The organism is Flavobacterium ustbae (genome assembly GCF_003946915.1).
In the GTDB taxonomy this organism is placed as follows: domain Bacteria; phylum Bacteroidota; class Bacteroidia; order Flavobacteriales; family Flavobacteriaceae; genus Flavobacterium; species Flavobacterium ustbae.
On the sequence record NZ_RPOC01000010.1, the window covers coordinates 35,482 to 50,061 of the forward strand.

Genomic DNA, 14,580 nt, shown 5'->3' on the forward strand with positions numbered 1-14,580 from the left:
TTGTTTTTTATTATTCTTTTTTGAACATCACAAGTTACAAAAAATAGAATAATTATTACTAAAAAAGCCCGAGTTTTATGACTCGGGCTTTCAAAATATTATTAAATAATCTATAGATTACATAACTAATTGTTTGTTAGAAGGCGCAAACTTAGTTAAGTTAATACCATCTACCGCAGCAGTATATTCTTCCATAGTTGGAGTTCTACCTAAAATTGTAGAAAGAACCACAACTGGCGTAGAAGAAAGCAATGATTCTCCTTTTTTACCTTCTGTATCTTCTACAACTCTACCTTGGAAAAGACGCGTAGAAGTAGCCATTACAGTATCTCCTTTAGCTGCTTTTTCTTGGTTACCCATACAAAGGTTACATCCTGGACGCTCTAAATAAAGCATGTTTTCATATTCTGTACGTGCTGCGCCTTTTGGAGCATCATCATTAAATTCGAAACCAGAGTATTTTTGTAAAACTGCCCAATCCCCTTCAGCTTTAAGCTCGTCAACAATATTATAAGTTGGCGGCGCTACTACAAGTGGAGCATTAAATTGAACTTTACCATTTTGAGCTTCAACGTTTTTCAACATTTGAGCAAGGATTTTCATATCTCCTTTGTGAACCATACAGGAACCGATAAATCCAAGATCTACCTTTTTCACTCCACCATAGAAAGATAATGGTCTAATCGTATCGTGAGTATATCTTTTAGAAACATCAATATTATTAACGTCTGGATCAGCAATCATTGGCTCAGCAATCTGATCTAAGTCAACAACAACTTCAGCATAATATTTAGCGTTTGCATCTGGAGTTAAAGCTGGTTTTTCTGCAGATTTAATTTCAGCAATACGTTTATCTGCTTTATTGATTAATCCTTGAAGAACTTGTCTTTCGTTATCCATTCCTTTTTCGATCATAATCTGAATTCTGCCTTTAGCAATTTCCAATGATTCGATCAAAGTATCATCTTCAGAAATACAGATAGAAGCTTTCGCTTTCATTTCTGCAGTCCAATCTGTAAATGTAAAGGCTTGGTCAGCTGTAAGAGTCCCAATATGAACCTCGATAATTCTACCTTGGAATACGTTCTCTCCACCAAACTGATGTAACATTTGAGCTTGTGTAGCGTGAACCACATCACGGAAATCCATGTAACCTTTCATGTCTCCTTTGAAAGTTACTTTTACAGATTCTGGAATAGGCATAGAAGCTTCTCCAGTAGCCAATGCAAGTGCAACAGTTCCAGAGTCAGCACCAAAAGCAACACCTTTTGACATTCTTGTATGAGAGTCACCACCGATAATGATTGCCCATTCGTCGATAGTAATATCGTTAAGTACTTTATGGATAACGTCTGTCATTGAGTGATAAACACCTTTAGGATCACGAGCTGTGATTAAACCAAAGTTGTTCATAAATTTCATCAATTTAGGAATATTAGCCTGCGCTTTTTTATCCCATACAGAAGCTGTGTGACATCCTGATTGGTAAGCACCGTCAACAATTGGAGAAATTACTGTAGCAGCCATAGACTCTAATTCTTGAGCAGTCATTAAACCTGTAGTATCTTGAGAACCAACAATGTTAACTTCTACACGAACGTCTGAACCAGCATGTAAAACTTTTCCTGGAGTGATACCAACAGCATTTTTATTGAAGATTTTCTCTACAGCAGTAAGTCCTTGTCCTTCAATAGAAATTTCTTTTGATGGAGCAAATACTAGCGGAGCTTCAATATCTAAAACTTTTGCTGCGAATGTCTGTAATTTTTTACCAAATACAATAGCATAAGATCCTCCAGCTTTAATGAATTCCATTTTTTGCGGAGTGAATGACTTAGACATGTCAATCAATTCTTGATCACCGTTGTATAGTTTTTTTGTTTTTGTATTAATTGTCAGAACTGTTCCTGTAGCAACAGAATAAGTTTGCTCAAGGATTGGTTCGTCATTTTCGTTACGAATAACATTTCCTTCTGCGTCCGTTTTTTTAACCCAGTTTTTAAGGTCAACACCGATACCTCCGGTAACGTCAACCGTTGTAAGGAAGATTGGAGAAATACCGTTTGTACCTCCAACAATTGGAGCAATATTTACAAACGGAACATATTTACTTGCTTGTTTACCAGTCCAAAGAGCCACGTTGTTTACACCTGACATTCTAGAAGAACCAACACCCATTGTACCTTTTTCAGCAATTAACATCACGCTTGCGTCTGGATGTTTTGCCTGTAAAGCCTGAATTTCAGCTTGCGCTTCTGGCGTGATCATACATTTACCGTGAAGTTCACGATCTGAACGTGAGTGAGCTTGGTTTCCTGGAGATAATAAATCTGTAGAAATATCACCTTCTCCAGCGATAAAAGTGACCACTTTAATTTCTTCTGCTACTTCTGGAAGTTTAGTAAAGAATTCTGCTTTTGCATAACTTTCTAAAATATCTTTAGCAATTACACTTCCACTTTTATATGCTTCTTTTAAACGATCTGTGTCTGCATCATAAAGGAATACTTGCGTTTTAAGCACTTTAGCCGCTTCTTGCGCAATAGCAACATCATTTCCTAATGCCAAATCAAGTAAAACCTCTATTGAAGGTCCACCCTTCATGTGTGATAATAATTCAAAAGCAAAATCAGGAGTAATTTCTTTTACTACAGATTCGCCTAAAATAATTTCTTTTAAAAACTTTGCTTTTTCACCTGCAGCACTTGTAGTACCAGGTAAAGTATTGTAAATAAAAAACTTAAGAGAGTCTTCGCGGTGTGCGTTATCAACATCTTTAATTTGGGCAATGATTTCGCTTAATAATTCAGCTCCATCAATTGGTTTAGGGTGTAACCCTTGATTTTTTCTTTCTTCAATTTCTTGAATGTAATCCTGATAAATATTCATAATAAAAGCGGATTTATTTTTTTGAGGCAAATTTAAGCATTAAAGACGATAATTAAAAAAAATTTAATAGAACTAGCCTTTTCAAAAATTATTATTGTTAAAAAACGATTTTCACTCCTTGTTTTTATCAATAAATCAATTTAATATTAAAATAATGAATTATTAACATTTAAAAATCTTTTCTTTAACAAAGTCGAAATTCATTGTTAAAAGCGAAGTAAGTTTTTACCTCTATTTTCACTAAGAATCTTTCTAAATAAGCAATTATAACGTTATAGTTGAGATTTTAAAAGTCGTTGAAGGAGAATTTTCTACTTCTAAAAAAACAAAAAATCCTGACAATAAATTATCAGGATTTCTATAAAGTATTTTTAGTTTTTACATTAATTTTTTAATAATAACTTCTTCCGTTATTCCTTCAGCATCTGCTTTGTAATTTTTAATAATTCTGTGTCTCAAAATACCTGTAGCAACCGCTTGAACATCTTCAATATCTGGTGAAAATTTTCCATTAAAAGCGGCATGCGCTTTTGCTGCCAGAATTAAATTCTGTGAAGCTCTTGGCCCTGCACCCCAATCAAGATAATTTTTCACAAAATCGGTAGTTAAACTATTGTCTGGACGTGTTTTACTTACTAGAGTAACTGCATATTCGATAACATTATCTGCGACAGGAATTCTGCGAATTAAATGCTGAAAATCGATAATTTCCTGTGCATTAAACAATGGATTAATGTCTGTTTTAACATCAGAAGTTGTTCGTTTTACTACTTGAACTTCTTCTTCAAAGGTTGGATATTCTAATTTAATAGCAAACATAAAACGATCCAATTGCGCTTCTGGTAAAGGATAAGTTCCTTCTTGCTCAATTGGATTTTGAGTTGCTAAAACAAAATAAGGCAAATCTAATTTATAATGCTGGCCTGCAATAGTTACCGATCTTTCCTGCATGGCTTCTAACAAAGCTGCCTGCGTTTTTGGTGGCGTTCTATTGATTTCGTCAGCCAGAATAATATTAGAAAAAATTGGTCCTTTTATGAATTTGAAATTTCTATTTTCATCCAAAATTTCGCTACCTAAAATATCAGAAGGCATTAAATCTGGCGTAAACTGAATTCTTTTAAAATCTAGCCCCAAAGCCTGAGACAAAGTATTTATCATTAAGGTTTTTGCCAAACCAGGAACACCAATTAAAAGTGCGTGTCCTCCAGAAAATATACAAAGTAAAATTTGATCTACAACGGCATCTTGCCCTACAATGATTTTCGCTATTTCTTTTTTTAATTCGTTTCTTTTTTGAACTAAATTGTGAATTGCTGTTACGTCAGACATTTATGAATGTATTTAAAATTAAAAAGAGTTAATTCTATGAATTCATAAAACTAACTCTTTTTATTTATTTATTAAAACTTATTTTTTCAACCAATTGTTTGCAAAAGTACAGTCTTTATATTCTCCAATAATTTTGATATAAGTGTCTTTAATCTTAGTATCAAACCATTTTGCAATTGCATTAATCTGCTTTTCTTTTAGTGCTAATTCTTTAATCTTAGTATAATCTTTAGCATAGTCTGCAGTATGTTCGTCAATTCTGTTGGTAACGGTAATTAGCTTATATGTTTTTTTACCTTTATCATCTGTATTTAAAAGTGGCTGAGAAATTTCGTCTCCTTTTAAATTTGAAACTTGACTATATAAAGTCGGATCCATTTTTGTTAACTCAAATCGAGTATCTTGAGTTGTTGGGTTTACCAATGTTCCTCCGTTTGCTCTTGTTTCTTTTTCATCAGACTCTGTTCTCGCTGCTTCGGCAAAAGTGATTTCTTTATTGATAATTTTAGCTCTAATATTAGCAATTCTCTCTTTAGCTTCTTTTAAAGCCGCTTCAGAAACTGTTGGAGCAATCAAAATATGACGGAGCTCAACCTCTTGCCCTTTAATTTTTTCTACCATAATAATATGGAAACCAAAAGTAGTTTCAAATGGCTCAGAAATTTCTCCAGCTTGCAAACTAAAAGCCACATCTTTAAACTCTTTTACAAAAGGAGTTTTTCTTGTCATTTTATAATAACCTCCATTTGGTGAAGAACCTGGATCTTGAGAATATAAAACTGCTTTTGTTGCAAAACTAGAACCTTCAAGAACGTCTTTTCTAATTGCATTCAGCCTATCTTTAACTTTTTGTTTGTCTTCTGCAGAAATTTTAGGTTCCACAACAATTTGCGCTACTTCCATTTCAGCTCCAAAAGTTGGCAATTCATCTTTTGGTATTTTTTTAAAGAAATTACGAACTTCTTCTGGAGTAATCTCAACATCTTTAATGATCTTATCTCTCATTTCAGAAGCTAATTTCTGCTCCTTTAAGATATCCGAAAAATAAGTTTTAAATTCTTCTACAGAACTTTTTTTATAGTATTCTACTACTTTATTAATATCACCAACTTGCTGCGTCATGTAGTTTAGACGATCTTCCATCATACCTCTAACTTCGGCATCACTCACAATAATACTATCCTGAATGGCTTGGTGCGCATATAATTTATCTTCTAGAAGTTTACCAAGCATCTGGCATCTTGTAATATCTTTCACAGATCCGCCTTGCGCCGTAATTTCTAAAAATCCTTTATCGATATCCGAATCTAAAACGATATAATCTCCTACTGTCGCAATAATTCCGTCAATTTTCAATTTTCCGCCAGAAGGAACTTCTACTGGTTTTTGAGCAACAACATCAGAAATAATTTCTTGCGCTGTGATAATTGGAGTAAAAAAAAGAAAAAAACAAATTGGTAGTGCAAACTTGAAATCAATTGTTTTTAGCTGTAATTTTTTTAATAGCATTATTTTAATTTTTATTTGAATGTAAGCCTGTTTTTAGATAATCTTCTAAAATTATTGATGCTGAACTTGTAACATAAATAATTAAAGTATAGTTCTTTCGTAACTTATAACGAACAAAAATAACAATTCAATTACATAATCCAACTATCCAGTATACTATTAACAAAAAATTATAGGATAGTTTTATATCGGAGTATAGAATAGTCTCTTTTTAATTTCTCAATTCAGTGAAATACAATTTAATAATAGTTTTCAAAATTTAAATTTCTGCCCAAATAAAAACTTAATTATAAGCTTCATAATAAAAAGTTCTTAACACTACAACGTTTTCGTAATAACTTATTTTCTTACAAATTAAAATTAAATCAAAAAACAATTACTTTAGATGCATAATTAATAATTTATAGCTCTAAAAAATATAAATATATGATTTTTGGAGTTTAAAATTTAGTAATTACAAAATACAACTATTTAACTTAACCACATCTATTATGAAAAAACCTATTTTAAAGTTATGTCTTATTACAGCATTTACTGGACTGCTGTATTCGTGTTCGACAAATGAAATCAGCGAATCTGATGCAATAGCGGAAAGCCAACAATTTAAAGTTATTGATGTTACGCATCACGATGGAAAACCTTTTAGTACAGGAGTTTCCAGTGCTTCTGTAACGGGAAAATATGTAGATAATCCTGGTGGTGGCGTTATGATGCAAGCGTTCTATTGGGATGTGCCTGCTGGTGGAAATTGGTGGAATACTGTTAAAGGAAAAGTAACTGCATGGGGAAATGCAGGAATTGGTTCAATTTGGCTGCCTCCAGCTTCAAAAGCACAAAATGGAGCTTTCTCAATGGGATATGATCCAACAGATTACTTTGATTTTGGAGACTACAATCAGAACGGAACTACAGAAACGAGATTTGGATCAAAAACCGAATTAGTGAGTTTAATAACTGCGGCTCATAATGAAAATATAAAGGTATATGCAGACATTGTAATTAACCATAACAGTGGAGGGCAATCTGAAGCCAATCCATTCACAGGAACCAATACTTGGACTAATTTCACAGGAGTTGCTTCTGGTAAATTTCCTCGTACCTATAATGATTTTTACAAAAATAGTTACGGAAATAATGACGAAGGATCTTTTGGAGGATTTCCAGATTTATGCCACGCTGCCCCAAATGTTCAAAACTGGCTTTGGCTTAGAGCCGATGGTGTTGGAAAATATTATAAAAATACTATGAAATTTGATGGTTGGAGATTTGATTATGTAAAAGGTTTTGGTGCGTGGGTTGTAAATGCATGGAATGCCAATGTTGGCGGATTTTCTGTGGGAGAATTATGGGACTCCAATGTAAATGTATTAAATGACTGGGCAAACAATGCAAACAGTTCTGTTTTTGATTTTGCTTGTTATTATAAAATGAATGATGCCTTTGATGGAAACAATCTGGCACTTTTGAATGATGACATGATGTGGAAACGTAATCCGTACAAAGCGGTAACTTTTGTAACCAATCATGATACAGATGAAATTTGGAGCAAAATGTTAGCTTACTCTTATATATTAACTCATGAAGGATATCCAACCATTTTCTACAGAGATTATGAAGAATGGTTAGACAAAAATAAATTGAATAACCTGATCTGGATTCATAATAATAAAGCAACTGGAACAACTTCTATTTTATATTCTGATAATGATGAATATGTGGCACGAAGAAACGGTTACAACGGAAATCCTGGATTGGTGGTTTACATTAATAATTCAGATGTTTGGCAAGAAAGATGGATTCAAACCAATTGGGCCAATACTCAAATTAAAGATTTTACAGGAAACTCAACTTGGTACCCAACTACTCAAGCAGACAAATGGGTAAAGATACAATGTCCTCCAAAAGGATATTCAATTTGGTCAATTAATCAGTAATTTAAAATGACTATTCTAAAGGCTGTTCTAAATGGAACAGCCTTTTCTTTTTACCACAAATTTCACAAATTATCACAAATTAAATATTGCAAATTCGTGAATTCGTGGCTAAAAAAAATATTTGAAATTGACAACTATACCTTTTAACACTTTAATTTGCGAACTGAATATTTTTATTAAGCCGTAATTAATAGTACTTTTGCAACCTATTTATACAAAATATGAGCTTTTTAAAAGAAATACAACGCAGAAGAACATTTGGAATTATATCGCATCCCGATGCCGGTAAAACAACATTGACTGAGAAGTTATTGTTATTTGGAGGTGCAATTCAGGAAGCTGGTGCGGTAAAAAGTAATAAGATTAAAAAAGGAGCAACATCTGATTTCATGGAAATCGAACGCCAAAGAGGTATTTCGGTTTCTACCTCTGTTCTTGCTTTTAATTATAAAGACAAAAAAATCAATATCCTTGATACTCCTGGACACAAGGATTTTGCTGAAGATACATTTAGAACTTTAACTGCAGTTGATAGCGTAATTGTTGTAATTGACGTTGCAAAAGGGGTTGAGGAACAAACTGAAAAACTGGTTTCTGTTTGTAGAATGCGTAATATTCCGATGATTGTTTTCATCAACAAATTAGACCGTGAAGGTAAAGATGCTTTTGATCTAATGGATGAGGTAGAACAAAAATTAGGTCTAAAAGTTACGCCATTAAGTTTCCCAATCGGAATGGGATACGATTTTCAGGGAATTTACAATCTTTGGGAAGAAAACATCAACCTTTTTAGCGGAGACAGCCGTAAAAATATAGAAGAAACAATCGCTTTTTCTGATGTTCAGAATAATCCGGAACTGGATAAAATTGTGGGCGAAAAAGCAGCGGCTAAACTTCGTGAAGAATTAGAATTAATAGACGAAGTATATCCAAAATTTGATCGTCAAGATTATTTAGACGGAAAAATTCAGCCTGTGTTTTTTGGTTCTGCATTGAATAATTTTGGAGTTCGCGAATTGTTAGATTGTTTCATTACAATCGCTCCTTCGCCAAGAGCAAAAGATTCTGAAACTCGTTTGGTTGATCCAACAGAAGAAAAAATGAGTGGTTTTGTATTTAAAATTCACGCTAATATGGATCCTAAACATAGAGATCGTTTAGCTTTCATCAAAATTGTTTCGGGAACTTTCGAAAGAAATAAACCTTACTATCACGTCCGTCAGAAGAAAAATTTAAAATTCTCTAGCCCTAATGCCTTTTTCGCTGAGAAAAAAGAAATTGTTGACGTTTCTTATCCTGGTGATATTGTTGGTTTGCACGATACTGGGAACTTTAAAATTGGTGATACTTTAACTGAAGGTGAAATTATGAGTTTCAAAGGAATTCCAAGTTTCTCTCCAGAGCACTTTAGATATATCAATAATGCCGATCCTTTAAAAGCAAAACAGCTTGATAAAGGTGTCGATCAGTTAATGGACGAAGGTGTTGCTCAGTTATTTACCTTAGAAATGAACAACCGTAAAGTAATCGGAACTGTTGGAGCGCTTCAATATGAAGTTATTCAATACCGTTTAGAGCATGAATATGGTGCAAAATGTACTTATGAAAATTTCCCAGTACATAAAGCATGTTGGGTAAAGCCAGATGATGCTAAAAATGAAGAATTCAAAGAATTTAAACGTATCAAACAAAAATTCTTGGCTCACGACAAATATGGCCAATTGGTATTTTTAGCCGATTCTGATTTTACAATCCAGATGACACAAAGTAAATATCCAACTGTAAAATTATATTTTACGTCTGAGTTTGATTAATCTTTTCTTTTACAAAGATATAAAGGCTGTTTAATGATTTTTAAACAGCCTTTTTTATTTCTAATTTCTTTATCGCGAAATACTATTTCATCAAAATATAATTTTAATCGGAAACGAAATTTTTTACGCAATATATACTGAATAAAAAAAACGCTAAAAATTAGCGCTTTTTTATAACTTGAATTAAATCAACCTTTACTAAGTCATTATATTTCAAAATTCAATCTTTTTTAGGCAACACCAAATTAAAATAATACTCTGTTGAAAAGAAATTTTGTCGACTAAAGTAAATTAAATCAGATTAACTACATTTTATTGACGTGCATTACAAAAAAAAGCCCCTTTAAAAAGGGGCTTTAAAATTTATGCTTGTCCTGTTGGACCGAAATTAAGCGGAATTGGCGCCTGTTCCGTTTCTTTGATTTCGCCATGAGCGGCTTCAAATCTGTGGATATTTTCTCCAATTGCTCTCAATAATCTTTTAGCATGTTGTGGTGTCAAAACAATTCTTGACTTTACCTTGGCTTTAGGAATACCTGGCATAATACTCACAAAATCTAAAACAAATTCTGATGATGAGTGATTGATAATTGCCAGATTAGAATAAATTCCTTCTGCAATAGTTTCGTCTAACTCAATGTTAATTTGCTCTTGTTGTTGTTTCGGATTACTCATAGTTTCCTAATTAATAAATGTATTCTTCTTTATTAGCCATCATTTCGTTGTAATCATCTTTAGATCCTACGATAGTGTTATCGTATTCTCTCATACCAGTTCCCGCAGGAATTCTGTGTCCAACAATTACATTTTCTTTCAATCCTTCTAGATCATCTACTTTACCAGCTACAGCAGCTTCGTTAAGTACTTTCGTTGTCTCCTGGAATGAAGCCGCAGAAATGAATGATTTAGTTTGTAGCGAAGCTCTTGTAATACCTTGTAGAACTGGCGTTGCAGTTGCAGTAATTACGTCTCTTGCTACAACAAGATTTTTATCTGTACGTTTTAGTAATGAATTTTCATCACGTAATTCACGAGGCGTAATGATCTGACCTGGTTTCAATACTGAAGAATCTCCAGCATCTTCAACCACTTTCATACCGTATAATTTATCGTTTTGAACGATGAAATCTTTAGTATGGATTAATTGGTCTTCTAAGAATAAAGTATCACCTGGATCCTGAACTCTTACTTTACGCATCATTTGACGAATAACTACCTCAAAGTGCTTATCATTAATTTTTACCCCTTGTAAACGGTAAACCTCTTGAATTTCATTTACCAAGTACTGTTGAACAGCAGCTGGCCCTTGAATTCTTAAGATATCATCTGGTGTAATCGCACCATCAGATAATGGAACTCCCGCTCTTACGAAGTCATTTTCTTGAACTAAGATTTGGCTTGAAAGTTTCACTAGATACTTTTTAACCTCACCAAATTTAGATTCGATAACGATCTCACGGTTACCTCTTTTGATTTTACCGAAAGATACAACACCATCAATTTCAGATACAACTGCTGGGTTAGAAGGGTTACGAGCCTCAAGAAGCTCAGTAATTCTTGGTAAACCTCCCGTGATATCGCCCGCTTTAGAAGAACGACGTGGAATTTTTACTAATACTTTACCTGCTTTAATTTTCTCACCATTCTCAACCATAAGGTGTGCACCTACTGGTAAGTTGTATGAACGAATCAATTCACCTTCTTTACCGTAAACCAATAAAGTTGGGATTAATTTTTTGTTTCTAGCCTCAGAAATTACTTTTTCCTGGAAACCAGTCTGCTCATCAATCTCCACCATGAACGATTGTCCTTGCTCTAAATCTTCGTAAGCAATCTTACCGGTAAACTCAGAAACAATTACACCGTTATATGGATCCCATTTACAGATTACAGTTCCTTTAGCAACAGTATCTCCGTCATTAACAAAAATACTAGATCCGTAAGGAATGTTATGTGTATTTAAAACAATTCCAGTTTTCTCGTCAACCAATTTCAACTCAGTTGAACGTGAAACTACGATGTCAACAGAGTTTCCTTCTCCATCTTCTCCTTTAACTGTTTTTAAATCTTCAATTTCAAGTCTACCGTTGAATCTTGTAATAATACTAGACTCTTCAGAAATACCTCCAGCAACCCCTCCAACGTGGAACGTACGAAGTGTTAACTGTGTACCTGGCTCACCAATAGACTGAGCTGCAATAACTCCGACAGCTTCACCTCTTTGTGTCATCTTACCAGTAGCTAAGTTTCTACCGTAACATTTAGCACAAATTCCTTTTAAAGCTTCACAAGTTAATGGAGATCTAACTTCTACTTTCTCAATTGGAGAAGCTTCGATCGTTCTCATAATTGATTCTGTGATTTGCTCTCCAGATTTAACCATTACTTCGTTAGTAAGAGGATTAATAACGTCTTGTAATGCAACACGTCCTAAAATTCTCTCTCCTAAAGATTCAACGATTTCCTCATTTTTCTTCAATGCTGCAACTTCAACACCTCTTAAAGTTCCACAATCCTCGATGTTAACAATAACATCCTGAGAAACGTCATGAAGTCTTCTTGTCAAGTAACCAGCATCGGCTGTTTTAAGAGCCGTATCCGCAAGACCTTTACGAGCACCGTGAGTAGAAATGAAATACTCAAGGATCGAAAGACCTTCCTTAAAGTTAGAAAGAATCGGGTTTTCAATAATCTCACCACCACCGGCAGTAGATTTTTTAGGCTTAGCCATCAAACCACGCATACCTGTTAACTGACGAATCTGCTCCTTAGAACCCCTCGCTCCAGAGTCAAGCATCATATATACAGAGTTGAAACCTTGCTGGTCTTCTCTAATATTTTTCATTGCTAATTCTGTTAACTGAGCATTCGCAGAAGTCCACACGTCAATAACTTGGTTGTAACGCTCGTTATTGGTAATAAGACCCATGTTATAGTTGGTTGAGATACCTTCAACTTGCTCTCTGGCATCTGCAATCAATTTCGTTTTTTGTTCTGGAATTCTAATATCACCTAAAGAGAATGATAAACCTCCTCTAAATGCGAATTTATATCCCATATCTTTCATATTATCCAAGAAAGCTGCTGTTGTAGGTACATCAGTCACACTTAAAATGTGTCCGATAATATCTCTAAGGTTTTTCTTAGTCAATACGTCGTTGATATATCCGGCTGCTTCCGGTACCACTTCGTTAAATAATACACGTCCAGCAGTTGTTTGGATAATTTTGTACACTAATTCTCCAGCTTCATTAAAATCTTTTGCACGGATTTTCACACGAGCATTCAATTCTAATCTTCCTTCGTTTAATGCAATATTTACTTCTTCAGCAGAGTAAAAAGTCAAATCCTGACCAATAATTTTGTGATCTTCTGTAGAAATACGCTCTTTGGTCATATAGTATAGACCCAAGACCATGTCCTGAGAAGGTACAGTAATTGGAGCACCATTTGCAGGGTTCAAGATATTATGAGAAGCCAACATTAATAATTGTGCCTCTAAAATAGCCTCTGGTCCTAATGGTAAGTGAACCGCCATCTGGTCACCATCGAAATCGGCGTTGAATGCCGTACATACTAATGGGTGTAACTGGATTGCTTTTCCTTCAATTAATTTTGGCTGGAATGCCTGAATACCAAGTCTGTGCAAAGTAGGAGCACGGTTAAGTAATACTGGGTGTCCTTTAATTACGTTTTCAAGGATATCCCAAACTACAGGCTCTTTTTTGTCAATGATTTTCTTAGCAGATTTTACTGTTTTAACAATACCCCTTTCAATCAACTTACGGATTACGAAAGGTTTGTATAATTCAGAAGCCATATCTTTTGGCAATCCGCACTCATATAATTTTAACTCCGGACCAACGACGATTACCGAACGGGCAGAATAATCCACACGTTTTCCTAAAAGGTTTTGACGGAAACGTCCTTGTTTACCTTTTAATGAGTCAGATAATGATTTTAATGGTCTGTTTGATTCTGTTTTGACAGCAGAAGCTTTACGTGTATTATCGAATAATGAATCTACAGATTCTTGTAACATACGTTTTTCGTTTCTTAAGATAACTTCTGGAGCTTTAATCTCCATTAATCTTTTCAAACGGTTGTTACGAATGATTACACGACGATATAAATCGTTCAAATCTGAAGTTGCAAAACGACCTCCATCAAGTGGCACAAGCGGACGTAATTCTGGCGGAATAACTGGAACCACTTTCATAATCATCCATTCTGGACGATTTTCACGGTTTTCGTTAGACTCACGGAAAGATTCAACAACTTGTAATCTTTTTAAAGCCTCAGTTTTTCTTTGCTTAGATGTTTCGTTGTTAGCACTGTGTCTTAATTCATAAGATAATGCATCAAGATCAATACGAGCTAATAAATCCATAATACACTCTGCTCCGATTTTGGCAACAAATTTATTTGGATCTAAATCATCTAAATATTGATTTTCCTGCGGAAGAGTATCTAAAATGTTTAAGTATTCTTCTTCAGTTAAGAAATCTAATCTTTGTAATGATTCTCCATCTGCATTTTTAGCGATACCAGCCTGGATTACTACGTATCTTTCGTAGTAAATGATCATATCTAATTTCTTAGATGGAAGACCAAGGATATAACCAATTTTGTTTGGAAGAGAACGGAAATACCAGATGTGAGCGATTGGCACAACAAGGTTGATGTGTCCTACTCTATCACGACGTACTTTTTTCTCAGTAACTTCAACACCACAACGGTCACAGATGATACCTTTGTAACGAATTCTTTTATACTTACCACAAGCACATTCGAAATCTTTTACTGGTCCGAAGATTCTTTCGCAGAAAAGTCCGTCACGCTCTGGTTTGTGAGTTCTATAGTTAATTGTTTCTGGCTTTAAAACCTCTCCTCTTGATTCTTTTAGGATAGATTCTGGTGAAGCCAATCCAATAGAGATTTTGTTAAATCTTTTTACTGGATTTTTATCTTTATTGTTTCTGTTATTCATCATAGTTTTTACTATTGATTTATTTGCAATTAAAAAATTGATTTTAGATTTATAATCTACTCTTCAAAAAATTAAAGAGTTAATCATTCAGCTACTACCTCGGGTTACTTCT

7 protein-coding genes are annotated in these 14,580 nt (G+C 34.1%); 2 read left to right on the forward strand and 5 right to left on the reverse strand.

The features are described 5' to 3' along the window. Positions 1-117: 117 nt before the first annotated feature. From EG814_RS13590 to EG814_RS13600, 3 genes are all read right to left on the reverse strand, one after another. Positions 118-2,889 (reverse strand): bifunctional aconitate hydratase 2/2-methylisocitrate dehydratase, encoded by a 2,772-nt coding sequence (locus EG814_RS13590; protein ID WP_125722457.1) that lies wholly within the window; start codon positions 2,887-2,889, stop codon positions 118-120. Positions 2,890-3,267: 378 nt separating this feature from the next. Continuing rightward, positions 3,268-4,221 carry an AAA family ATPase gene (locus EG814_RS13595; RefSeq protein ID WP_125722458.1) on the reverse strand — a complete coding sequence of 318 codons (954 nt, stop codon included), beginning with the start codon at positions 4,219-4,221 and terminating at the stop codon, positions 3,268-3,270. 78 nt (positions 4,222-4,299) lie between these two features. After that, complete coding sequence (locus EG814_RS13600) at positions 4,300-5,730, reverse strand: peptidylprolyl isomerase (protein WP_125722459.1); 1,431 nt, start codon at positions 5,728-5,730, stop codon at positions 4,300-4,302. Between the two features lie 491 nt (positions 5,731-6,221). Here EG814_RS13600 and EG814_RS13605 point away from each other — a divergent pair, with 491 nt between their 5' ends. After that, positions 6,222-7,664: an alpha-amylase gene (locus tag EG814_RS13605; protein ID WP_125722460.1), complete on the forward strand. Its 1,443-nt coding sequence runs from the start codon at positions 6,222-6,224 to the stop codon at positions 7,662-7,664. A gap of 221 nt (positions 7,665-7,885) precedes the next feature. Further along, positions 7,886-9,478 carry a peptide chain release factor 3 gene (locus EG814_RS13610; protein ID WP_125722461.1) on the forward strand — a complete coding sequence of 531 codons (1,593 nt, stop codon included), beginning with the start codon at positions 7,886-7,888 and terminating at the stop codon, positions 9,476-9,478. A gap of 363 nt (positions 9,479-9,841) precedes the next feature. Here the strand turns inward: EG814_RS13610 and EG814_RS13615 are convergent, their stop codons facing one another. Both EG814_RS13615 and rpoC read right to left on the reverse strand, forming a co-directional pair. Then, positions 9,842-10,153: a DUF3467 domain-containing protein gene (locus tag EG814_RS13615; protein WP_109192123.1), complete on the reverse strand. Its 312-nt coding sequence runs from the start codon at positions 10,151-10,153 to the stop codon at positions 9,842-9,844. Positions 10,154-10,163: 10 nt separating this feature from the next. Continuing rightward, complete coding sequence (gene rpoC / locus EG814_RS13620) at positions 10,164-14,471, reverse strand: DNA-directed RNA polymerase subunit beta' (protein WP_125722462.1); 4,308 nt, start codon at positions 14,469-14,471, stop codon at positions 10,164-10,166. Positions 14,472-14,580: the final 109 nt, after the last annotated feature.